Source organism: Cryobacterium sp. TMB1-7, assembly GCF_004402435.1.
GTDB lineage: Bacteria > Actinomycetota > Actinomycetes > Actinomycetales > Microbacteriaceae > Cryobacterium > Cryobacterium zongtaii.
The window spans coordinates 47,978-71,115 of sequence record NZ_SOFZ01000020.1; the positions used below are offsets into that span (position 1 = coordinate 47,978).

General features: G+C 63.4%; 17 protein-coding genes. All 17 read left to right on the forward strand.

Annotation, left to right across the window (positions count from 1 at the left end):
• Positions 1-23: 23 nt before the first annotated feature.
• The 17 genes from E3O60_RS07250 (at position 24) to E3O60_RS07330 (ending at position 23,108) form a co-directional block, all read left to right on the forward strand.
• Positions 24-3,920, forward strand: coding sequence for a DNA-directed RNA polymerase subunit beta' (locus tag E3O60_RS07250; RefSeq protein WP_088457226.1), 3,897 nt, complete (start codon positions 24-26; stop codon positions 3,918-3,920).
• 389 nt (positions 3,921-4,309) lie between these two features.
• Positions 4,310-7,198, forward strand: a complete 2,889-nt coding sequence (locus tag E3O60_RS07255) for an EAL domain-containing protein (RefSeq protein WP_166788967.1) — start codon at positions 4,310-4,312, stop codon at positions 7,196-7,198.
• Between the two features lie 197 nt (positions 7,199-7,395).
• Entirely contained in the window at positions 7,396-8,094 is a 699-nt protein-coding gene (locus E3O60_RS07260) for a hypothetical protein (RefSeq protein ID WP_134497634.1), read from the forward strand.
• Positions 8,095-8,168: 74 nt separating this feature from the next.
• Positions 8,169-8,849 carry a hypothetical protein gene (locus E3O60_RS07265; RefSeq protein WP_134408160.1) on the forward strand — a complete coding sequence of 227 codons (681 nt, stop codon included), beginning with the start codon at positions 8,169-8,171 and terminating at the stop codon, positions 8,847-8,849.
• A gap of 250 nt (positions 8,850-9,099) precedes the next feature.
• A complete protein-coding gene (locus tag E3O60_RS07270) occupies positions 9,100-10,776 on the forward strand; it encodes a GspE/PulE family protein (RefSeq protein WP_134497636.1) in 1,677 nt (558 codons plus the stop codon).
• Between the two features lie 19 nt (positions 10,777-10,795).
• Positions 10,796-12,307 (forward strand): type IV pilus twitching motility protein PilT, encoded by a 1,512-nt coding sequence (locus E3O60_RS07275; RefSeq protein WP_134497638.1) that lies wholly within the window; start codon positions 10,796-10,798, stop codon positions 12,305-12,307.
• Positions 12,307-13,536, forward strand: coding sequence for a type II secretion system F family protein (locus tag E3O60_RS07280; RefSeq protein ID WP_166788968.1), 1,230 nt, complete (start codon positions 12,307-12,309; stop codon positions 13,534-13,536). The genes E3O60_RS07275 and E3O60_RS07280 overlap by 1 nt, the downstream gene beginning before the upstream one ends.
• A gap of 223 nt (positions 13,537-13,759) precedes the next feature.
• A complete protein-coding gene (locus E3O60_RS07285; RefSeq protein ID WP_134497640.1) occupies positions 13,760-14,233 on the forward strand; it encodes a type II secretion system protein in 474 nt (157 codons plus the stop codon).
• 113 nt (positions 14,234-14,346) lie between these two features.
• Complete coding sequence (locus E3O60_RS07290) at positions 14,347-15,717, forward strand: prepilin-type N-terminal cleavage/methylation domain-containing protein (RefSeq protein ID WP_134497642.1); 1,371 nt, start codon at positions 14,347-14,349, stop codon at positions 15,715-15,717.
• Positions 15,714-16,406, forward strand: a complete 693-nt coding sequence (locus E3O60_RS07295) for a type II secretion system protein J (RefSeq protein WP_166788969.1) — start codon at positions 15,714-15,716, stop codon at positions 16,404-16,406. The genes E3O60_RS07290 and E3O60_RS07295 overlap by 4 nt, the downstream gene beginning before the upstream one ends.
• Positions 16,406-18,184 (forward strand): hypothetical protein, encoded by a 1,779-nt coding sequence (locus E3O60_RS07300; RefSeq protein WP_134497646.1) that lies wholly within the window; start codon positions 16,406-16,408, stop codon positions 18,182-18,184. The genes E3O60_RS07295 and E3O60_RS07300 overlap by 1 nt, the downstream gene beginning before the upstream one ends.
• Entirely contained in the window at positions 18,181-19,026 is an 846-nt protein-coding gene (locus E3O60_RS07305; protein WP_134497648.1) for an A24 family peptidase, read from the forward strand. The genes E3O60_RS07300 and E3O60_RS07305 overlap by 4 nt, the downstream gene beginning before the upstream one ends.
• A 37-nt stretch (positions 19,027-19,063) precedes the next feature.
• Entirely contained in the window at positions 19,064-20,113 is a 1,050-nt protein-coding gene (pilM, locus tag E3O60_RS07310; protein WP_134497650.1) for a type IV pilus assembly protein PilM, read from the forward strand.
• Between the two features lie 131 nt (positions 20,114-20,244).
• On the forward strand, positions 20,245-20,772 hold the full coding sequence (locus E3O60_RS07315) for a hypothetical protein (protein ID WP_241993224.1): 528 nt from the start codon (positions 20,245-20,247) through the stop codon (positions 20,770-20,772).
• A gap of 23 nt (positions 20,773-20,795) precedes the next feature.
• On the forward strand, positions 20,796-21,482 hold the full coding sequence (locus tag E3O60_RS07320) for a hypothetical protein (RefSeq protein WP_134497654.1): 687 nt from the start codon (positions 20,796-20,798) through the stop codon (positions 21,480-21,482).
• Between the two features lie 114 nt (positions 21,483-21,596).
• On the forward strand, positions 21,597-22,592 hold the full coding sequence (locus tag E3O60_RS07325) for a hypothetical protein (RefSeq protein WP_088457209.1): 996 nt from the start codon (positions 21,597-21,599) through the stop codon (positions 22,590-22,592).
• A 27-nt stretch (positions 22,593-22,619) separates the two neighbouring features.
• Positions 22,620-23,108, forward strand: coding sequence for a hypothetical protein (locus tag E3O60_RS07330; RefSeq protein ID WP_088457208.1), 489 nt, complete (start codon positions 22,620-22,622; stop codon positions 23,106-23,108).
• The last annotated feature ends 30 nt before the right edge of the window (positions 23,109-23,138 follow it).

The following is a 23,138-nucleotide window of genomic DNA, read 5'->3' on the forward strand; positions in this document are numbered from 1 at the left end:
CGAAAACTTTCCAAGGAGAGAAATTGCTCGACGTAACAACATTTGACGAGCTTCGCATTGGCCTGGCCACCGCTGACGACATCCGTCGTTGGTCGCACGGTGAGGTCAAGAAGCCCGAAACCATCAACTACCGCACACTCAAGCCGGAAAAGGACGGTCTCTTCGGAGAGCAGATCTTCGGACCGTCCCGCGACTGGGAGTGCTCGTGCGGCAAGTACAAGCGAGTGCGCTTCAAAGGCATCGTCTGTGAGCGCTGTGGCGTAGAGGTCACGAAGTCGTCGGTGCGCCGTGAGCGCATGGGCCACATCGAACTCGCCGCCCCGGTCACCCACATCTGGTACTTCAAGGGTGTGCCCTCGCGTCTCGGTTACCTGCTGGACATGGCTCCGAAGGACCTCGAAAAGGTCATCTACTTCGCTGCCTACATGGTCATCGAGGTTGACGAAGACGGTCGCCACCAGGACATGCCTGGGCTGGAGAACGAACTGCGTCTCGAGATCAAGACCCTCGAAGGCAGCCGCGACTCCCGCATCGCCGACCGCCTGCAGCGCCTCGAAACCGACCTCGCAGCACTGGAGGCCGAAGGCGCCAAGAGCGACCAGAAGAAGCGCACCAAGGACGCCGCCGAGAAGGAGATGTCGCAGGTCCGCAAGGCCCTCGACGAGCAGATTGCTCACCTCGAGCGTGTCTGGGAAGACTTCCGCACCCTCAAGGTCGGCGACCTGAAGCCGGAAGACTCCGTCTTCCACGAGCTCCAGGACCGCTTCGGCATGTACTTCGAGGCCTTCATGGGCGCCGAGGCCATCAAGAAGCGCCTCGAGGCCTTCGACCTGGTCACCGAGAGCGAAAACCTGCACCTGCAGATCGCCGAGGGCAAGGGTCAGAAGAAGATCCGCGCCATCAAGCGTCTGCGCGTCGTCAACGCCTTCATCATGACCGGCAACTCGCCGGCCGCGATGGTGCTCGACGTCGTGCCGGTCATCCCGCCGGAACTGCGCCCGATGGTGCAGCTCGACGGTGGCCGTTTCGCGACCTCCGACCTCAACGACCTCTACCGTCGTGTGATCAACCGCAACAACCGTCTGCGTCGTCTGCTTGACCTCGGTGCCCCCGAGATCATCGTGAACAACGAGAAGCGGATGCTGCAGGAGGCCGTTGACGCGCTCTTCGACAACGGTCGTCGTGGCCGTCCCGTCACGGGTACCGGTAACCGCGCCCTCAAGTCCCTGAGCGACATGCTCAAGGGTAAGCAGGGTCGGTTCCGTCAGAACCTGCTCGGTAAGCGCGTTGACTACTCCGGCCGTTCGGTCATCATTGTCGGCCCGCAGCTGAAGCTGCACCAGTGTGGTCTGCCCAAGCAGATGGCTCTGGAGCTCTTCAAGCCGTTCGTGATCAAGCGCCTGATCGACCTGAGCCACGCTCAGAACATCAAGGCCGCCAAGCGCATGGTCGAGCGCAGCCGCCCCCAGGTGTGGGACGTGCTCGAGGAGATCATCCGTGAGCGCCCGGTTCTGCTGAACCGTGCACCCACGCTGCACCGCCTCGGTATCCAGGCCTTCGAACCTCAGCTCGTGGAGGGTAAGGCCATCCAGCTGCACCCCCTCGTCTGTGCGGCGTTCAACGCCGACTTCGACGGTGACCAGATGGCTGTGCACCTGCCGCTGTCCATGGAGGCCCAGGCCGAAGCGCGCATCCTGATGCTCGCCTCGAACAACATCCTGAAGCCGTCTGACGGTCGCCCGGTGACCCTGCCCACCCAGGACATGATCATCGGTCTGCACCACCTGACCACGCTCAAGGACGGCGTCACCGGCGAAGGCCGCGCGTTCACCTCTGTCTCGGAGGCCATCCTGGCCCACGACCAGAAGTCGCTCGACCTGAACGCCAAGGTGCGCATCCGCATCAGCGACCTGTACTTCACCGAGGGCACTCAGCCCGATGGTGTTGAGCTGGTCGATGGTCAGGCCGTCGGAACCGTACTGGTGAACACCACGCTGGGCCGCGCAATCTTCAACGAGGCGCTGCCGGCTGACTACCCGTACTTCGAGAAGGTTGCCGACAAGGGCACCCTCTCGGCCATCGTGAACGACCTCGCAGAGCGGTACCCGAAGGTGGAAGTAGCGGCAACGCTGGACCGCATCAAGGACGCCGGCTTCTACTGGGCCACCCGCTCCGGTGTGACTGTCGCGCTCAGCGACATCCTGACGCCTCCGAACAAGAAGGAGATCGTCGGTACCTACGAGAAGATGGCCGCGAAGGTTCAGTCGCAGTTCGAGAAGGGTCTCACGACCGACCTCGAGCGTCGTCAGGAGCTCATCCAGATCTGGACCAAGGCGACCGAAGACGTCGCTGCGGCCATGCAGGCGAACTTCCCGGCCGACAACACGATCAACCGGATGGTCACCTCTGGTGCTCGTGGTAACTGGCTGCAGGTGCGAAACATCGCCGGTATGCGTGGTCTGGTTAACAACCCGAAGGGTGAGATCATCCCTCGCCCGATTATCTCGAGCTACCGCGAAGGCCTGTCCGTCGCCGAGTACTTCATTGCTACTCACGGTGCTCGTAAGGGTCTGGCCGACACCGCTCTGCGTACCGCAGACTCCGGGTACCTCACGCGTCGTCTCGTCGACGTCTCGCAGGATGTCATCATCCGCGAAGACGACTGCGGTACGACCAAGGGTCTGGAACTGCCGATCGCCACGGTCGACGCCGCCGGTGCTCTCTCACGTCACCCCAACGTGGAGAACGCGGTCTACGCCCGCAGCCTGGCCGCCCCCGCGGTCAACGCCAAGGGTGAGGTCGTTGCTGACGCCGGAGACGACGTCGGTGACGTGATGATCGAGAAGCTGGTTGCCGCCGGCGTCGAGAACATCAAGGTGCGCTCGGTGCTGACCTGCGAGTCTGCTGTCGGTGTGTGTGCGGTCTGCTACGGCCGTTCGCTCGCTACCGGCCTGCTCGTGGACATCGGAGAGGCCGTCGGCATCATCGCCGCACAGTCGATCGGTGAGCCCGGCACGCAGCTGACCATGCGTACCTTCCACACCGGTGGTTCCGCATCCGCAGACGACATCACCCAGGGTCTGCCCCGGGTGCAGGAGCTCTTCGAGGCGCGTACCCCCAAGGGTGCATCGCCGATCGTCGACGTTGCTGGCCGCATCACCATCGAGGACACGGATCGTAGCCGCAAGGTGATCCTGACCCCCGACAACGGTGACGAAGCAATCGCCTACCCGGTGCTCAAGCGCGCGACCCTCCTCGTTGAGGATGGCCAGCACGTAGAGCTCGGCACGCAGATCATCATCGGCGCCGTCGACCCGAAGGAAGTTCTTCGCGTCAAGGGTGTCCGTGCGGTGCAGAAGCACCTCGTTGGTGGCGTGCAGGATGTCTACCGTTCGCAGGGCGTACCGATTCACGACAAGCACATCGAGGTCATCGTTCGTCAGATGCTTCGCAAGGTGACTGTTGTGGAGCACGGCGACACCGGCCTGCTGCCGGGCGAGCTCGTTGACCGGTTGAAGTACAACGAGCTCAACCGCACCGCGCTCACCGAGGGCAAGAAGACGGCTTCGGCTCGTCAGGAAGTCATGGGTATCACCAAGGCTTCGCTGGCTACCGAGTCGTGGCTGTCGGCCGCTTCCTTCCAGGAGACCACCCGGGTTCTGACCCAGGCGGCCATGGAAGGCAAGAGCGACCCGCTGATGGGCCTGAAGGAGAACGTGATCATCGGTAAGTTGATCCCGGCCGGCACCGGTCTTCCCCGTTACCGCGACGTCAACGTCGAGGCAACGGATGAAGCCAAGGCTGAGCGTTACCCGAACCGCATCTTCACCGATGATGCAGCGTTCACCGAGGGTGACCTGAGCTTCGTCGACTTCGACAGCTTCTCGTCGGACGACTTCACCCCCGGTACGTACAACTAACCGAGTGTGATTCCCGGATGGCCCCCTGCTTCGGCAGGGGGCCATTCCCCGTTAACGCCCCACCGTTGATCGAGCTTGTCGAGATCCCGTGAGCCATCCTCCGGCGCGTCCCCATCTCGTCGGTCGAGCTTGTCGAGACCCCGTGAGTCGACCTCTGAATGCACGTCACCAGGTTTGGACAACCTCAGCCAACGGGCCTGAAGGAGAACGTGATCATCCGTGAGTTGATCCCGGCCGGCACCGGTCTTCCCCGGACGCCGTCAACGTGATTTCGGATGCCCGCCGCTTCGGCAGGGGCCCATTCTGCGTTAAGAACCTGCGACGAGCGTCGGCCCGGTAGAATCATCATGACGAGTGGCGCTCCTGCCCATCGGGAGCAGAGGCACATCATGCGGTTGGCCAGTCTCACCGGAGCGGCCGTCGCCGGAGCGGTCGGTGTGATCCTCCTGATCGGATGGTACGTCGGGCTGGGCGCGATCCCCGGGGCCATCGCCGGCCTGTGGACGATCAAACCGATGACCGCAGTGGGCTTCATTCTCGTCTCTGCTGCCGTGGCAATGCTGGACCGGCGCCGAGTCAGCCTGGGTCTGGGTCTCGCTGTTGCCATGATCGGTGTGCTCACCCTGGCCGAGTACATCTTCGGGATATCACTCGGCATTGACGAGCTTGCGGGTATCGACTTCGACGGGCAGACCGCGCGCATGGCGCCGGCCACGGCGGTGTCGCTGCTGCTGCTCGGGGCATCCGTCGTCGCCAGCCGGCTCGCCCGCGCCAGCGTGATGCTCGGACTGGCCTTCGGGACGCTCATAATCAGCCTGATCGCGATTCTCGGCTACGCCTACGGGGTCTCCTCGCTCTACAGTGTCGGCGGGTTCGCGAGCATGGCCTTGCCCTCGGCGCTCGGGCTGGCCATTTTGTCGTTGTCGATCCTGCTGCAGCGTCCCGCCAACGGTCTGATCGCGCTGTTGGGCGACCCGGGCAGCGCGGGGCATCTGCTCCGCCCGGTCATTCCTGTCTTGTTCCTCGGCCCGTTCGTCCTGGGGCTGGCCGACCTTGCGGGCCGCCGCCTGGGCTGGTACGACACGGTGTTCGGCGTCGCCATCCTGATCGCGGTCATGACAGTTCTCGGCACGGGGCTCGCCTGGATCGCGGCGCGCCGGCTGCGCACCCTCGATCGCCAGCGGGACGCGGCCATGCAGGCCCTCGCCGAGGCCAACCACACCCTTGAGGAGACGGTTGACGCTCGCACCCGGCAGCTGGCGGAGACGGCGGACACGCTCCACACGCTGATCAAGATCGCACCGGTTGGCATCGTGCAACTGGATGCTGCGGGCGGAATCATTTCGGCTAACGACCAGTGGCTCGAGCTGAGCGGGCTCACGAAGCGCCAGTCGCGGCGCGACGGCTGGGTCGCGGCCATGCACCCCGACGACGCCGACCGAGTGCGTCAGGAATGGCACCAGTACGCCGCCGCCGGGGAGGCCTACGAGACGACCATGCGATTCCGCACTCCCTCCGGCCAGGTCAACTGGGTGCAGGTGAGCACCGCCCCGATTACAGACGCGAGGGTTGTGTTGGGGCACCTTGCCAGCGTGACCGACGTGACCGCGCTGCGCGCTGCCGAACACGCGGCATCGGCGGCCAGTGCCCGCTTCGAGGCCGCTTTCGCCTCGTCGCCGCTCGGAACAGCCATCGTGTCCCTGGACGGAATAGTCGTCGAGGCGAACAAGCGGCTCTTCGACCTGGCCGGGTCATTGATCCCGGTGGTGAATCAGCCCATCGAGTCGATGTTCAGCCCGGCGAATGCCGGTGATGGCGCGGCATCCGCGACGGTCGGACTCGACGGCCCGACGGGCCGCCGCATGGACCGTCGGATGCGACGCGACGACGGTGAGGAAACCTGGGTCAAGGTCAGCATCGCCGAGATCAACGAGGGTGAGCAGGCCGGCGGGTTCCTGTACCAACTCGAGGACATCACCGCCCGGCGCCTGGCCGAAGCCCGGGTCGAGCATCTGGCTTTCCACGATCCGCTGACAAACCTGCCCAATCGCCTGCTGCTACTCGACCGGCTCAACCAGGCTCTCCTCCAGGCGTCGCGTCGCGGTACCGGCGTCGCCGTGTTGTTCATCGACCTCGACCGATTCAAATTCGTCAACGACAGCCTCGGCCATCACGCCGGCGACGCCGTCCTGATGCAGGTTGGGCTCCGGCTGCGCCAGCATGCCAGGGCGACGGACACGGTGTCCCGCATCGGTGGGGACGAATTCGTGGTCATCTGCCCGGATGTCGGCCGCAGCGGGGATGTCAATAAGATCGCCGAGGCGTTCCAGAAGGCCATCTCAGAGCCGATCCAGTTTGGTGACCAGATCGCATCCGTGGATGCCAGCATCGGCATAGCATTCGGGCTCGGTCATGACGACGCCGAGTCATTGCTGCGCAACGCTGATCAGGCGATGTACCTGGCCAAGGGACGGGGCCGCGCCCGATACGAGGTCTTCGACGACGACCTGCGCTACCGCATTCACCAGCGGCTCGACACCGAGCTGGCTCTGCGCGACGCCGTCGCTCAGGGCGAGATCGAGACGTGGTACCAGCCCATCGTGGACCTGCAGGAAAACCGAGTCGTGGCGACCGAGGCCCTCGCGCGCTGGCGGCGGCCCGAGCGCGGGCTGATCTCCCCGGGGGAGTTCATCGCTATTGCCGAAGAGGTCGGCTTGATCAAGGGCATCGGCGCCACGGTGCTGGGCCAGGCCTGCCACGCGGCGACCGCACTGGAGCGCGACGTTGCCGTCAGCGTGAACGTCTCGGCCCGGCAGTTCGTGCAGGACGACTTCGGCGCTGTCGTCAAGCGCGCGCTCAGGGACTCGGGTCTGGCCCCTGACCAGCTCTGGCTGGAGCTCACCGAGAGCGCCGTGCTCGAGGCGATCGACTCCGCCGCCCGAACCTTCCAGGAGCTGCGCGCCATCGGAGTGCGGCTCGCCATCGACGACTTCGGCACCGGCTACTCGTCGTTCACACATTTGCGCGAGTTCACCGTGGACCTGTTGAAGATCGACCTGTCGTTCATCCGCGACCTCGAACGGTCCGAACACGATCGAGCGATAGTGGAAGGAATCCTCCGTTTGGCGGACTCCCTCAATCTGGATGTGGTCGCCGAGGGCATCGAGACCACCAACCAGCGAGACCTGCTGCAGGCGATGGGCTGCCGCTACGGCCAGGGTTACCTCTTCTCGAAGCCGACTCCCAGCGCTTCTCCCGCGGTCGTCTTCGCCACCTGACTCGCTCGTCCTTATGCTCGTCGCCGACAAGCGCGACCAGCGGATGCGAGGAGCCACCGTGTGACAGACAGTGCGGACTAGGTCGCGCAACAAGGAGTCATGAACACACGGTGGCTCGCGACCCATGATGCCCCGCATCCGGCCCGGAGGCAAACAGCCAGCTAGGCTGGGGGAAAATCTCGAAGGGGGTCACCGCCATGGGTGCTGCAACGTTGCCGACTGGTTCACCGTCCCGGCGCCCGCTGTGGTTCGCCCTCGGCGCGGTGGGCGTGCTGCTGGTCGTGGCCTTGATCGTGGTGCTCGTGGTCTGGCGCGGGGGAGCGGGCACTCCTTCCGGCTCCGACGACTCCCTGCCGGGCACCCGCCCCACGCCCACCGCAACCGCCGAGCCGCAGGCCGTCGCCAGCGCCGCGCCCGCGGTGGCCGCCGGGCCGCGCCCCACCAGCTGCGAGGCAATCTACAGCCCCACCATGCTTTCCACCCTGAACGAGACCGGCACCCTCAACCCCGAGTGGGCCGAGAAAGACGTCAATTCCGGCGTGCTGTTCGGCACCGACGACGAACAACTCATCGTTCTCATCGAGGGCGCAGAGCACCTCACCTGCGTATGGGGCAACCCCGACGGCGGCTCGGGTAGCGGCCTCACCTCCAACGTGGTCTTCGTCACGGCCGAGCAGTCCGAAGCGGTGCACCAGCGGCTGCTCGGCGACGGCCTGAACTGCTACGAAGAGCTCGGCGGCATCCGCTGCATCGCCGAATCGACCGAGGGTGCCGAGGGCATCGCGGGCCAGTCGCACTTTCTGCGCGACGGCATCTGGCTGGCCACCCGCTACGTGAACGCGGGCCCGGAAGGCTACACCCACGACATGGTCGCCACCGTCTGGGCCGGCGCCTAACCAGCACCTCCCTGGCCCCGTCGGGCTATGCTGTTCGCAAAATCCTCCGGAAGGATTGCGCTCAGGGAGGCCGAATGTCCGTTCATGGAACACCGACGATCACGGCCGGAGCACAGTGGGTGCTGCTGATCCTGGGCGGTATCGTGACCGTCTTCGTCGTGCTGGCCGCGGTGTGGGTGGTCTTCTCACCCCGGCCCGTGCCCACCCCCGCAGTGGACCCCGACGCCCGGCCCGTGCCAGCAGCGCCGGCGGCGGCTGCCGCGGTCAGCGCCCCCACCGCCGTGCTCGAACCTGGCACCCCCAAGCCGGCCGCCTGCGAGCAGATCTACAGCCCCACGATGGTCGGTGCGTTCGGCGACCTGGTACTCAACCCGGCCTGGACCACCCAGCCCGGCGCCGATGTGCGCGACGGCGCCGACGACCCCGAGCTGCGCGCGATCATCAACGGAAGCGAGCACCTCAGCTGCCGGTGGGTCAGCCCCGCCGGGGCGTCCGACAGCGGCGTGTCCACCAGTGTGGTGTGGGTCGCCGCCGACCAGACCGCCGCTGTCGAGGCCCGCCTCCGTGCGCTGGGCATGGAGTGTTACGAGGAATTGGACGGGCTGCGCTGCATCACCGAAACCACCACCGACGTCGGCCGCTACGGCCAGTCGCACTTCCTGCGCGGCGGCATCTGGCTGGCCACCCTCTGGGTGAATGCTGGCCCGGATGGCTACACCCACGACATGGTCAATACGATTTGGGCCGGTGCCTGACCGACCTGAAAGCCTGCAGTTCACGGCCTCTGTTGGCGTGCATCCGGTGGCTCAGCCGGTAAGGTACAGATAGGCTTCGACTTCCCGGATCGCACCGGACTGGCTGGCCAAAAAAACTCTGGCCCCCGAAGGTGGTTCTCGCCACCTGAAGAGGTCTGGGATAGCGTGATTCGTCATCTCATTCGGGCGCTGGTTCACCAGCTGCGTGCGCTCCGTTTCCGCGCAGCCCCACCCGTAGGAAAAAGTTCTCATGGCGACTATCACGGAGATCCTGATCTTGCACGGCCTGCTGCCCATCGAGGTTCTGGACACGCTTATGGCCGGTGATCCCGCCGACGAGACCGCGGTGCGCGCCCTGGTCGCCGAGGGGGTCATTTCCGAGGCCCAGTTCGCCAAGGCCCGGGCCGCCCAAGCGAACTTGCCGTTCGTGGAACTCACCGACTACCCGGTGGATCGGCTGGCCGTGGCCCTCGTACCGGTCTCGGTCTGCCGACGGCATGAGGTACTGCCGATTCTCATCGACGGAAACCGGCTGGTACTGGCCATGGTCGACCCCGGAAATGTCTTCGCCGTCGACGATGTTCGAGCGGCCTCCGGGATGAGGGTCACCCAGGTTGTAGCGGAACGAGCCGATCTGCTCGCGGCCATCAGCCGATACCACCGAGCGGACGGCGAGCTCAGCGACCTGACTTCCACACTCGAGGAGGAGAACGCCACTGCTGCCGCCGAAGGCGCCACGTTCGGTGTCTCCGACCCGGCGGAGATCGACGCTCCGATCGTTCGATTCGTGAACCTGCTCGTCAGCCAAGCCATTCAGGACCTCGCCTCCGACATCCACATCGAACCCGGTGAGCACAGCCTGCGGGTACGCTACCGCATCGACGGCGTGCTGCACGAGATGCAGACCGCCCCGAAGAGCATCCAAAACGGCGTCATCTCTCGGCTGAAGATCATGAGCGACATCGACATCGCGGAGCGCCGCAAGCCCCAAGACGGGCGAATGACCGTGCGGCACGCCGGTCGACAGATCGACCTGCGGGTGGCGACGCTGCCGACCGTGTGGGGAGAGAAAGTCGTCATGCGAATTCTCGACAACTCCAACACAACCCTGGACGTTCGGGCGTTGGCGCTGCTCGAGCGCAACTTCGAGGCGTATCAGACCTCATACAGCAAGCCGTACGGCATGATTCTGATCACTGGCCCCACTGGTTCGGGCAAGTCCACCACCCTGTACACCACACTTGGCGCGGTCGCCCGCCCCGAAATTAACGTCATCACTGTCGAGGACCCAGTGGAGTACCGCATGGCGGGTATCAATCAGGTGCAGGTGAACGTGAAGGCGGGTCTCACCTTCGCCAGCGCGTTGCGCTCCATCCTGCGTAGCGACCCGGATGTCGTGCTGCTGGGTGAGATCCGCGACCACGAGACTGCGCAGATCGCCATTGAGGCCTCACTCACAGGGCACCTCGTCCTGTCGACGCTGCACACAAATGACGCGCCGAGCGCGATCACCAGGCTTACCGAGATGGGCATCGAACCCTTCCTCGTCGGGTCTGCCTTGGACTGCGTGGTTGCCCAGCGGCTTGCCCGGCGCCTGTGTGACAAATGCAAGGCACCGTCGGCACTTACCGCAGCGGACCTGACCCGATTGCGTTTTGCTTTCGATCCGGCTCTGCCTTTGCCGACAATCTACGAGCCGGTCGGCTGTACGCAGTGTTCTAAGACTGGCTACCGCGGACGAATTGCCGTCCATGAGGTAATGACCGTGACTGAGGAGATCGAGCGTCTCGCCGTCGCCCGGTCATCGAGCGCCGAAATCGCCCGCGTCGCGCGCGACCAGGGCATGATCACCCTCCGCGAAGACGGCTGGGCGAAGGCCCGCCTGGGTTTGACATCGATCGAAGAAATCTTGCGAGTGGTCGCGTAGTGCAAAAGGGGACATCCACATGAGCCAGCCCATCTACGACATTCCGGTGACTCCGCCGCAACGTCCTCACGGTGATGACGATATCGGAGCGGAACCAGAGGCTCCCACTGCCGAGCCGGTGCCGTGGTACCTAGCCGACCCGGCAGATTCTCCGGCCACTGAATCGGTCCCGTTCAAGTCAAAGTACGGTGATCCTGCCGAGGCCGTGACGGTATTTCCGACCCATGCTGAGCCGGCCCGGACCGGCGCAGAATCTCCGCCAGACCTCACCCGGTCGGCACTGGATGGTTCAAATTCTGGGCGTGTCCTTCGCCCGCGGGCGGATGCACGTTCCGATGCCACCCGACCGAGGCGCGCCGAGCGGCCGGAAGTCACGACAGGACCCGACCAGGACCTCCTGGACGCACTGCAGGAGGTGCTCGATCTCAACGGCTCGGACCTGCACATCACCGTCGGCGCTCCACCCAACCTACGGGTGAACGGCAGCCTGCGCCCGTTCGACACCGCGAGGATTTGGGCGTTCGAAAAGGTCTCGAACGCGCTGCTCAGTATCCTTACTCCTGCCCAACGCATGGAGTTTGAGAGAGAGCTGGAACTCGACTTCGCCTATACGGCCAACGGTGCCCGCTTTAGGGTGAATTTTTACCAGCAGCGCGGGTCTATCGGTGCCGCTTTCCGGTTGATCCCGCGCGAGATCAAGCCGCTCAAAGATCTGGGTATGCCCGAGGCAGTGTCCCGTTTCGCGGCAATGCCACGTGGGCTCGTGCTCGTCACCGGCCCCACGGGATCGGGTAAATCCACCACCTTGGCCGCGCTCGTGGACGAGGTCAATCGCACCCGCGCTGACCACATCGTCACGGTGGAAGACCCGATCGAGTTTTTGCACAAGCACCGGATGTCGCTGGTAAACCAGCGCGAAGTTGGCAGCGATACCAAGAGCTTTGCTGCAGCCCTCAAGCACGTCCTCCGTCAGGACCCCGATGTGATCCTGATCGGCGAGCTCCGGGACCTCGAAACCATCTCGGTGGCAATCACCGCCGCGGAAACGGGTCACCTCGTTTTCGCGACCTTGCACACCCAGAGCGCAGCGCAGACCATTGACCGCCTGATCGACGTCTTCCCGCCGGAACAGCAGGCGCAGGTGCGCTCACAGCTGGCGGCGACCCTGCAGGGAGTCGTCTGCCAGACCTTGGTGAAACGGGTGGACCACGGCCGGGTGGTAGCCACGGAGGTGATGTTTGCGACTCCAGCTATTGCCAACCTGATCCGCGAGGGGAAGACCTACCAAATTCCCTCGGCCATGCAGGCCGGTCGTGCGCAGGGGATGCACACCATGGACCAGCACCTGGCTGAACTCGTAGACGCGGGTCTGATCAGCCATGCATCGGCCGAGGAAAAGGCGCAGGATCCGAAGGGCCTCACCCAGTTGATCCGGCGGGTGGACCCGGCGGCAACGGCGACAGCAAACTCACCGATGTCGGCCGACGGCATCGACTTCGGTGACGCCTACTCGGGCGGTAAGGGGCACTAATGCCATCAACATCCGCCTTCGCGTACACTGCCCGCGATGCCGAGGGCAAAGCGACCAAGGGACGGCTGGACGCGTCCTCCGAAGGCGCCGCCGTTGCGCGCCTGCGCACTATGGGACTCACGCCGATTTCGATGTCCCTAGTGCCTGCGGCAAGCGGACTCAGCCGCGAAATCAACATTCCGGGGCTCAGCAAGGGTGTCGGTCTGAAAGACCTGGCGATCATGAGTCGCCAGATGGCCACCATGATCGGCGCGGGGCTGTCGCTGCTACGAACCCTGAACATTCTTGCTGATCAAACAGAGAGCAAACCGCTCACCACGATCCTGATTAAAGTCAGGGACGATGTCGAAACGGGGATTTCGATCTCCGATGCTCTGTCGCTGCACTCCGAGGCGTTTCCCCCATTGATGATCAACATGGTGCGAGCCGGCGAAACAGGCGGCTTCCTCGATGGTGCCCTGGAATCGGTTGCGGAGAACTTCGAAAAAGAAGTCAAGCTTCGAGGCACCATCAAGTCGGCGATGACCTATCCAGTTATCGTGCTGCTGATGTCCCTGGTGTCAGTGATGATCATGCTGATCTTCATTGTCCCAATCTTCGAGGAAATGTTCACAGGACTGGGCAGTGCGCTACCCCTGCCCACCATGATTTTGGTGCACGTCTCAAATTCCATGGTCTTCGTGGTGCCTGTCCTGCTGGTCGTCGGCGTTGGTTTCGCGCTGTGGTGGCGAACAAACAAACACACCCTGCGAGTGCGCATGAAGCTCGATCCGCTCAAGCTCCGGCTGCCGGTCTTCGGCCCGCTCCTGCAGAAGATCGCGGTCGCTCGGTTCAGCCTAAACTTTGCGAACATGATCGGTGCGGGTGTCCCCATTCTGCAGGCGCTGAAGATCGTGGGCGAAACCTCCGGCAACTGGGTGATTGAAAACGCCCTCACTAAGGTTGCTGAATCAGTTCGCCAGGGCCAGTCCATCGCGGCGCCGCTGCGGCAACAGCCGGTATTCCCACCGATGGTCACTCAGATGATCGCGGTGGGAGAAGACGCCGGTTCGCTGGAGACGATGCTCAACAAGATTGCGCAGTTCTACGACCAAGAAGTCGAATCCTCAACTGAGCAACTTACGGCGGCTATAGAACCGCTGTTGATCGCATTTCTTGGTGTGATTATCGGTGGCATGGTCATCGCGCTGTACATGCCAATCTTCAGCATCGCGGGTGCCATTAAGTAGCTGTGTACGATTTGGACGTCAGAGATGGCTTGGGTTGATTCGGTGCCGTGGTCGCGCGTACGGCGATGGATGTAGTCACTTTGACGTACCCCCCGTTCTGGGGGGTCGGACTTGGCAAAATACTCTTCTTTTGGGTTTTTACCTGAAAATAACCTGCGAATATTAGGCAAGGCCGAACGGGCCCGACCGCAAGGTCACCGACGCCCAAAGAAAAGGATCTCTCGTGCTAGCTCGCAGCCTCGCCGCTCTCAACCGCCGTCGCAACAACCCCGAAGAAAACCAAAAAGGTTTCACCCTGATCGAACTCCTGGTCGTGGTGATCATCATCGGAATCCTCGCCGCCATTGCCATCCCGGTGTACTTGGGTGTGCAGGACAATGCCAAGGACAGCTCGGCGCAGTCCGACGTCTCAAACCTCAAGACGGCCGTCGTTAGCATGCAGACGGGCACAGGTACGCTCCCAACGGTTGCCGCCGTGATCACCGGCGGCGCGCCGACCACCGACGCGGGCAACGCCGGTGCATCCAAGGGCGCGAACACCTCCGCGCTGAGCTACAAGGCTGGCACCGGCAGCGCATTCTGTGTGGCCGGAAAGAGCACAAGCTCCGGCGCTTCCGTCTTCTACGCACTTGAATCGGGTGGGGTTGTAAAGTTAGTCTCACCGGCTACTCTTCCCACTGCTTGCACGGCTCCGTAGCAATAGATGGGCCCGAAATACGTCGGGCGCACCATGTGGGGTGTTGCAGTATGCGGCACCCCACGCGGTGAGAAAAGCCGTACCTTGCCCTAAACAACGCCAGGAGTTGTGACATGAGTTGGATTCGTGCTCGACTCGGGGACGGTCACACTCGGCAGTCGGGTCTCACTCTCATCGAGATCATCGTTGCCATGATGGTCTTCGCGATGATCGCGGTGTCGGTCGCATATGCGCTTACGTTGTCGCTCACGATGGGCAGTGATAACCGCTCCCGCACGGCGGCAGTCAACTTGGTAGCGCAAGAAATTGACCTTAGCCGGGCAGTCGAGGATCTCTTCACGCTGGTGGACGCCGACAAAACGTCCACGATGAACGGCACGACCTTCTACATCCACCGCACAACCAACTGGGTCACAAGCACGAGCGCTGACGCCACCTGCGGGTCCGGCGGCGGCCAACTCAAGTACAAGCGTGTCAACGTCTCCGTCACTTGGGCCGGTATGCGAGCGTCCACGCCCCCGGTTCGCGCCGACACCGTGATTGCGCCCGGTACCCGAATCAATGACCCGACGTTGGGAACCATTCTGGTATCCGTGCGCGGCGCATCGGGAGCTGGCAACGCTGGTGTGACAGTCACGGCCGCACCGGCCACTCCTGGTGCAGGCGCCGTGGCTCTGACCGAGCCCCCGGAGCCGACAGATGCTCAGGGCTGCAGCTATATTCTCAAAGTTGTACCCGGGAACTATAACGTGTCGATCACGGCGGCCAACTCCGTGGACGTGAATCAGAAGGCCACCCCGTTGACCTTCGTTGGCGTCACTGCCGGCACGGCAGCATCGGTCTCATTTCAATACGACAGGTCCGGCGCCTACACCGTCAATTACGCGTCCAACGCCCCTGCGGGTTCGACCGTGATTCCGACTAACCTGGACACCACGTTTAAGAGTACTTACCCCCTCTACACCCCGTCGGCCGCGACCAACGCCCTCTCCAAGGCGTTCGCGCTGCATGCGTTCCCTTCCGGCTACCGAGTCTTCAGTGGCAAGTATGTTGCGCCAAGCGCCAGTCTGCCCGGGTGCCTTTCGCCAGACCCCGCCGAATGGACCACTCCCGGCGCAGGCGGTGCGGTGGGCCCTGCTGTTCCGGCCGTAGCCACGGTTCCTGGAGGTAGCGTGGCGACCGCGGTGCCGATGGGACTGGTCACGGTTACCGGGCTCAACGGGCAGTTTCTCAAGGCGATTTCGCAGGCCCATGCGCCGGGAACGGGAGCAGCCGGCTGTGCGGACACCATGACTTACACTTTCGACAAGCTCACCAATAACTCGGTCTCGGTAGCTCTCCCGTACGGGGTCTGGAAGCTTTACTACGGCAGTACCTCAGCTACCGCCACAATTCCGGTGTCGGCCGGCTTGACTGCCCCGCCGCCGTCGACCGTGTCGGCCGGTCTCCTGACTCTCGACCCGCGAATTGTGGTGGCCCCGTGATCACCGCCGGCCGGCGCCGGTCGACGGGCGGCGAGCAGGGCCTGAGCCTGGTGGAGCTTCTGGTGGCGATGCTGTTGCTCGCAATCGTGGCCACGATGATCTCCGGCCTCTATTTGAGTACCATGCGAACGGTGTCGCAAACGCGCATCGTGAGCGCCAACAGCCGTGAGGCGTCGAACGGCATGAACGAGGTGTCGCGGGTCATCCGCGCCGCGACAGAAAATCCGGTCTCCGGAGCGGCCAACCAGCCGGCGCTCGAATCGGCGCTCCCGGAGTCGGTCACTCTCTATGCCTACATCAACCTGGTGTCTTCCGCTGAACTGCCAGTGAAGATTCGGCTCTCCCTGGACACCAGCCGTCGGCTGATCGAAACGCAATGGCCGGCCATCGAGTCGCCCGTCGGCTCGGGCTTTTTCACCTTTTCGCCCACGTCGAGCTCCACCAGGATCATGGCAGGAACAGTTGCGGCGCCGACCGGCGGCGCGCCCTCCCTCTTCACCTACGTGCTCAAGGACGGAACTGAACTCACAGCACCTTCCGCTGGGCTCACCCTGGACCAGCGAGATACGATCGCCGCTGTGAAGGTCACCATGACCCTCCAGGGCAGTGCAACCGACTCTCGATCAGCGGTGACGCTACAGAACACCGTCGGCATGCCCAACCTCCCAGTCTTCCGGACGGGTCCCTGATGCTCACGATCAATCGCATATTCGCTCGTTTCCGCGCCGCTGGCACAGATGACGGTGTCGCCCTCCCAATGGTGATCGGTACCGGTATGGTCATGCTGATTCTGGTGACGATGGCCTTGACGACGTCCGTGAGCGGACTCATCAAGGCCAACTCCGACCAAAACTGGAGCGCAGCAGGCTCCGCTGCCTATGCGGGTGTTGAGGAATACGAGAGCCGGCTGGCTAACGACAATGCTTACATGATCTATGGCAACTCGGCCGCACCGTTCAGCAGCACCAGTACACTGAGCCTTCCAACTGGCACCCAAGCCAACCCTGCCTTCGGCGTGGGGGCGAGCGGAACTTGGGGAGTAGTCGAAGGTAGTGGAGGGCGGGCCTCCTACCGCTACGAGGTGGACACCTCGCAGTACTCTGACTCTGGCATCCTGCGCATTCGCGCCACCGGCCGGGTAGGGGACGCCACCAGATCCATCGTTGCTAACTTGAAACAGCAAGGTTTCATCGACTTCCTCTACTTCACCGACTACGAAATTCAGGATCCCGATCAAAACGGTGACGACGTGGCAACCTGCGAAAAATACGCCTGGCAGGGTCGGCCCGGACCCAACCCGCCTTACAGTCAGTGCAGTGATATTGCGTTCGGCAATGGTGACGTCATAAACGGGCCGCTGCATTCCAACGACACCCTCCGTGTCTGTCAGGCAACCTTCAACGGAATCGTGACGACCTCCAACAACCCGGCGACCGGCTTGCGATACCTCAAGCGGGACTCGAATGGCGCCACCTGCACCGGTCAGGTCTTCTCTAAGGGCAACCCGACCTACCGAGCCAAATTGGGCATGCCCCAGACGAACGCGGAGATGAAAGACGAGACCCGCTCCGACCTACCGATCGCCGTGGTGGCTGTGCCCGGATGCCTCTACACAGGGCCCACGAGCATCACCCTCACCAGCGATGGCAAGATGACCGTGAAATCACCGTGGACGAAAAAGACGAATGTGGCTGGTGATCCGGCAACGTCCGGTACAGCTCCGGCCGTATGTGGCACGCCGGGAGCCGGCACCAACGGGTTGGCTTCCTCCACCGGCGCGACAATTGATGTGCTAGACCGCAATCTGATCTTTGTGCAAAATGTTCCCACGACTGTCGGAAATCCGAACACCTGGCCGACCAGCGGCACATTGATGTACCCCAGCGGGTATTCGAACTCGGTTTGCGCCGCCGGAAACGGCATCGGGTATCCGCGAGCCAGCGAGTTCGTCGACTCGATCTCGTCGTCTTACGGCTGTAGAAACGGCGATCTTTTCGTGCAGGGTACGCTACGCGGCGCGATGACTCTCGCCGCGGAGAACTACGTGTACATCACAGGCGACGTCACCTACGCGACTTCGCAGGATGACGTGCTCGGCCTGGTCGGCCAGAATGCCGTGTGGGTGTGGAACCCCGTGAAGTACTCGAGTGGATCGTACTCGGCGCTCCTCGGCAACAATCGAGTGATCAATGCGGCCATCCTTTCGGTTTCGCACACCTTCCAGGTGCAGAACTATGACCGCGGAGGCGGCCAGGGCATCTTGACCGTAAAAGGAGCAATCTCCCAGAAGTTCCGAGGAATCGTTCGCAGCGGCACCAACGGGTATACAAAGGCCTATGGCTACGATGACCGATTCCGTTACGTCGCGCCGCCGAAGTTCCTCTCGCCAGTGTCGACCACCTACGGCGTGAACGTCGTGGTCGACGTCAAGCCGGCCTTCACGGCAAAGGGAGTGGCGATTCCGTGATCGAGCCGTTGTTGGCCAATTTTGCAGTCCTCGTTTCGGTGCTCAGCGCCGTTCTTGGTCTTGCCATCGGGTCGTTCCTAAATGTCGTGGTGTACCGGGTGCCGATCGGCATGTCGGTCGTCGCCCCGCCCAGCGCCTGCCCTCGCTGTGGCGCGGCGATCACGTCCCGGGACAACGTTCCTGTGCTGTCCTGGGTTCTTCTCGCAGGCAAGTGCCGTAGTTGCCGCACGGCCATCTCGGTGCGTTACCCACTTGTCGAAGCTGGAACCGGTGCGGCGTTCGTTGCTGTCGCATTGCACCTGATCTCCGACGAGTCGACGATCACTGGCGGAATCACGAGCGCGTTGCTGGTGTTGGGTGCGTACTTCTACCTAGCAGCAGTGAGCATCGCGCTGGCCCTGATCGATGTAGACGTGCACCGGCTCCCGAATTCGATCGTGTTGCCGGGGTATGTCGTCGGTACCGTCCTGCTTTCACTGGCTGCCTTGTCATCGGGCGATCTCGGGCCGGTCCTACGTGCCGGCATTGGCCTAGTGGCGATGTGGTTCGCATACTTCCTGATGGCGATGGCCTACCCCGGCGGTATGGGCTTCGGCGACGTCAAGCTTGCAGGAGTTCTCGGGCTGTTCCTGGGTTACTTGGGCTGGGGAGAGCTGGCAGTTGGATCATTCGCGGCGTTCCTTCTCGGCGGTTTCTACGCCGTCGGACTGCTCGTCGCTCGGCGGGCGACGCGAAAGAGCGGAATTCCGTTCGGTCCCTGGATGCTGGCCGGTGCGTGGGTAGGAATCTTCTTTGGTGACCGAGTGTGGGACGGTTACTTGACGCTTCTGGGAGCGGTATAGCAATGAAGGACTTTATCAGCAATAGAGGAGCACTCAAGTGGCCACGAACGTCGTAGGGATTGACATCGGCACGGTGTCGGTGCGCGCTGTTGAGGTGAGTAACCCGGGCAAGTCGCAGCCGACGCTGCTGCGATACCACGAGGTTCCACTGCCGGTGGGATCGGTGAGCCGGGGCGAAGTCGTCGACATCGAGGCAGTGGCCTCGGTCTTGAGGCAACTGTGGTCGGCAGGACGGTTCAAGAGCAAGAACGTGGTGCTTGGCATGGGGAACCAGCGGGTGCTCGCCCGCGAACTATCCGTGCCGAAGATGCCGCTGGCACGGATTCGGGAAAACTTGCCCTTCGAAGTGCAGGACATGCTGCCGATCCCCGTCGTTGAAGCTGTCCTCGACTTCTACCCGATCGCGGAGGTGGAAGGCGAAAATGGACCCATGGTACGCGGCCTCCTCATCGCTGCAATCAAGGCTGCAGTCCTGGCCAATATCAAGACCACCGCCCTGGCGGGGCTGACCACAATCGACGTTGACCTTATTCCCTTCGCGCTGAGCCGATTGCTGCTCTCCCGTCCTGGCGTCGAGGGCACGGTCGCCCTGGTCGATATCGGGGGCAGCACTACGAGCGTCGTCATTGCCACCAACGGCGTTCCGCAGTTTGTCCGAATCATTGCCACCGGCGGTGATGACATCACTCAGGCGCTGGAGCGTGACTTCGAGCTAGAAGCCACCCAGGCCGCCGACCTGAAGCGACGTCTCGGTCTGGCGGTGGGTGCGGTGGCTGCCGCGGACAAGGTGGCGGTCGAGGTAATTTATCGAATCGCGAAAGAGCAGCTTTCGAGCCTCCGTAACACCATCAACTATTTTGTCAACACTCGCCCCATGGACTCGGTGCACCTGATCGTATTGAGTGGCGGTGGCGCACAATTGCGCGGCCTTCCAGAGGCGCTGGCCGAAATGACCCGCCTGTCAGTTGTCGTTGGTGACCCGCTGTCAACCGTCGTTTTAGCGCACGAGCTTGACACCAAAGAATTGCTTACCAACGTGTCTGCCTACTCGGTGGCCCTCGGCCTCGCACTCGGTCGTGCCGCGTGAGTAGGGTTGCGAACAACGACTCGCTGGTGGTCGGAGGCGAACCGTCCGTAGACCTGCTTCCGCCGGAAGTAAAAAAGGAGCGTGCCGCCACGGCGGTCCGTCGCCAGCTGGGTCTCGCTGTCATTGGAGTAGTGGCTATCGTGGTCGTGGGAACGGCGGCATCGTTCGCGGTAGCCCTGCAGGCGCAGGCTCAACTGACGAGCGAGCAGGCACTGACCCCGGCACTCTTGGAAAAGCAGTACGAGTTCATTGAGGTGCGCACGGTACAACGTGAAGTCGATTTGATCGAGGCTGCCCAGCAGGTGGGCGCCTCGACCGAGATCGATTGGAAAGAGTACCTCCAGGGCGTGCAGGCCATTCTGCCGGCCAGTGTGACGATAAATTCAGTTGCCGTCGACTCCGCGACACCATTGACGAGATATGTCCAGCCCACGGCACCGCTTCAAGGCGCAAGAGTCGCTACGGTTACCTTCACCGCAACGAGTTCCACCCTTCCCGACGTGCCGACCTGGCTGGACTCCCTAGCGACACTTCCCGGGTTCGCCGACGCTCTCCCCGGATCGGTGACCCGTGACGACGCCGGGGTCTACACCGCCGAAGTCACCATGCACATTAATGACGCCGCGTTTGCGCACCGCTTCGTCACCGAGGGGGAGTAATTGTGGATAGAAACAAGCTTTGGATGATCGGGTCCGTCCTTGTCATGGTCATCGTGATCGTGGTCGGTGTTTTGCTGGGCATCCAACCCCAGTTGGCCGCCAAGGCAGCTGCCGATGAACAGCGCGAATCAGTGGCAGCCTCTAACGCGAGCCAGGCGACAGTTTTAGCCCAGCTTGAGAGAGATTTCGAGGGACTGGACGAACTGAAGGCCGACCTGGAGCCCCTGCATGACTCAGTGCCGAACACAACCGAGATGCCCGCGTTCGTCAAGCAGCTGGGCGTTCTTGCTGAACGAAGCCAAGTCGTCCTTAGTGGATTTACCGTGTCCGATGCAGTGCCCTATGCGCCGGTCGAGGTTGTCGCCGCCGAGGATGCGGGTGAAACGACAGAGCCTAGCGCAACGAACAGGGCACCGACCGAAGGCGCCGTCGATGCCCCTCTTGCCGGCGTACCACCCGTGACGAATGCTCAGATTACGGCCGGCAACTTCGTTTCCCTCACTGTGACCGTGACGGTCAACGGCAGCTACGGAAACGCCCTCGAATTTGTCAATGGTCTGCAGACCGGCGAGCGACTCGTTCTCGTGTCGGGCGTCACCACCACTGCCGAGACCGTAGAGGAGGGTGAATCGAACGTCACCGCCCTCATCACCGGACTGGTTTATGTACTCCTGCCAGACGCACCGACTGAACTAGCCCCAGCTGAGTGACTGGCGATACGGGAGAATAGCCGCCCCGCGCCCCGAACTTCCGTCGACTTGTCGCCCCGGATTGCTACAGTGGCAGCACAGAGCTACGGCCGCGAGGCTCACGAGGAGTGCAGCATGACCGACACCACGCCCCCCGAGGGCAACAAGAACCACAACCCGGATGCGCCCACCGAGCACATCTACGACGATGCGAACCCGGAGCCCACCACCGTGGCCGACCCGAGCAAGACCGTCGACCAGCCTGTGCGCGAACCGGTGGCCGAGACCTCGACGCCGGAGCCTGCCTACGTTCCCGGCGAGCCGATCGACTACGAGCCGGCCACCCCGGTGACGGTCAACGCGTCGGAGGCGCAGACCGAAAAGGTCGAACGCCTCACCGCCGAGCCCACCCCGGCCGAGGTCGCCCGGGATGAAGCAGCTGCGGAGCAGAAGAACTACACGCCCACCTACGTGCCCACCCCGGCAGCCGCGACGGTCCCCGCCGCAGCCGCGCAGCCCACCGTGCAGCCGCCGGTGCAGCAGCAGACCCAGCAGTTCTCGCAGAGCCCGGTGTACGTCACCGCGCCCACCCCGCCCAAGACCCTGGGCAACCGGGCCGCCGGCATCCTCATCGGCCTGATTGCCACCGCGGTCTTCGCCGGCGTCTATGCGGTCATCGCGTTCTTCATCTCCGCCGCCAACGCCGCCACCGTCGCCGACGCCACCACCCGGTTCACCGACTTCCTGGTGCTGCCGGTCTTCTACGTGCCGGTGATCTTCTTCTTCCTCGCCTTCGCGCTGCTGGTCGCGGTGCTCAACCGTGCCGGCTGGTGGGCCTACGTGCTCGGCGGCTTCCTTGTCGCCGTGGTCGTGTACTTCTCCTACATCGGCGGCGCCCTGCTCGCCGTGCAGGCGTGGAACCTGACCCCCGCCGAAGCGGCCCGCTTCGTGAGCACTCAGTGGTTGAACCCCGGCGCCATCGCCGCGGCCGTCGTGGCCCGCGAGGTGCCCATTTGGTTCGGCGCCTGGATCGCCCGCCGCGGCCGCAGCATCACCGCGAAGAACATCGCCGCCAAGGCCGAATACGAGCGTCAGCTCGCCGAAGGACCGCAGCTCGCCCGTCCGGTCTAACCGCTGGCAGTGCGGGGGGAGCACAGAATGCGCGACTACCAGAAATATGCGACCGTCGTCGCGGTTTTCGCGACCGTGCTTTACGCCGCACTGCTCGTGGCCGCGTTCGGCCTGATCAGCCTGGCCACCAACCTCGAGGTCATCGCCGACAGGTCGGCCGGCACCCTGGTGGGCCCCACCATGACGGCCGTCGCCGTGCTGCTGGTGCTGCTCATGCTGATCGTTCTCGGCGTCAACACCCCACCCGACAAGCAACGCGTCGTGGTGGGGTTTGCTGTTGCCACCGGCATCGCCGCGTACGGCCTGTTCATCGTCACCGGAGCCATCCTCGTGGCCGCCGGCAACGGCCAACCCTTGGGCGTGCTGCTGTTCGCCGGCAGCATGCTCGCCAGCCCGTTCGCCCTCACCGTGGGTGCGCTGGCCTTTCTCGTCGCGCTCGTCTACTCGATCCTGCTGGCCTCGCACTACGGCGAGCACGGCCGGCCGCTCTGGCCGTGGGAGCGCCGCGGCGAATAGCACGTCACCCCGCACCGCCAGCTCTACTGA

Coding starts and splice junctions, on each gene's coding strand:
- E3O60_RS07255 (WP_166788967.1), top strand. CDS start 4,310: ATGCGGTTGGCCAGTCTCACCGGAGCGGCCGTCGCCGGAGCGGTCGGT.
- E3O60_RS07260 (WP_134497634.1), top strand. CDS start 7,396: ATGGGTGCTGCAACGTTGCCGACTGGTTCACCGTCCCGGCGCCCGCTG.
- E3O60_RS07265 (WP_134408160.1), top strand. CDS start 8,169: ATGTCCGTTCATGGAACACCGACGATCACGGCCGGAGCACAGTGGGTG.
- E3O60_RS07270 (WP_134497636.1), top strand. CDS start 9,100: ATGGCGACTATCACGGAGATCCTGATCTTGCACGGCCTGCTGCCCATC.
- E3O60_RS07275 (WP_134497638.1), top strand. CDS start 10,796: ATGAGCCAGCCCATCTACGACATTCCGGTGACTCCGCCGCAACGTCCT.
- E3O60_RS07280 (WP_166788968.1), top strand. CDS start 12,307: ATGCCATCAACATCCGCCTTCGCGTACACTGCCCGCGATGCCGAGGGC.
- E3O60_RS07290 (WP_134497642.1), top strand. CDS start 14,347: ATGAGTTGGATTCGTGCTCGACTCGGGGACGGTCACACTCGGCAGTCG.
- E3O60_RS07300 (WP_134497646.1), top strand. CDS start 16,406: ATGCTCACGATCAATCGCATATTCGCTCGTTTCCGCGCCGCTGGCACA.
- E3O60_RS07320 (WP_134497654.1), top strand. CDS start 20,796: ATGATCGGGTCCGTCCTTGTCATGGTCATCGTGATCGTGGTCGGTGTT.
- E3O60_RS07325 (WP_088457209.1), top strand. CDS start 21,597: ATGACCGACACCACGCCCCCCGAGGGCAACAAGAACCACAACCCGGAT.
- E3O60_RS07330 (WP_088457208.1), top strand. CDS start 22,620: ATGCGCGACTACCAGAAATATGCGACCGTCGTCGCGGTTTTCGCGACC.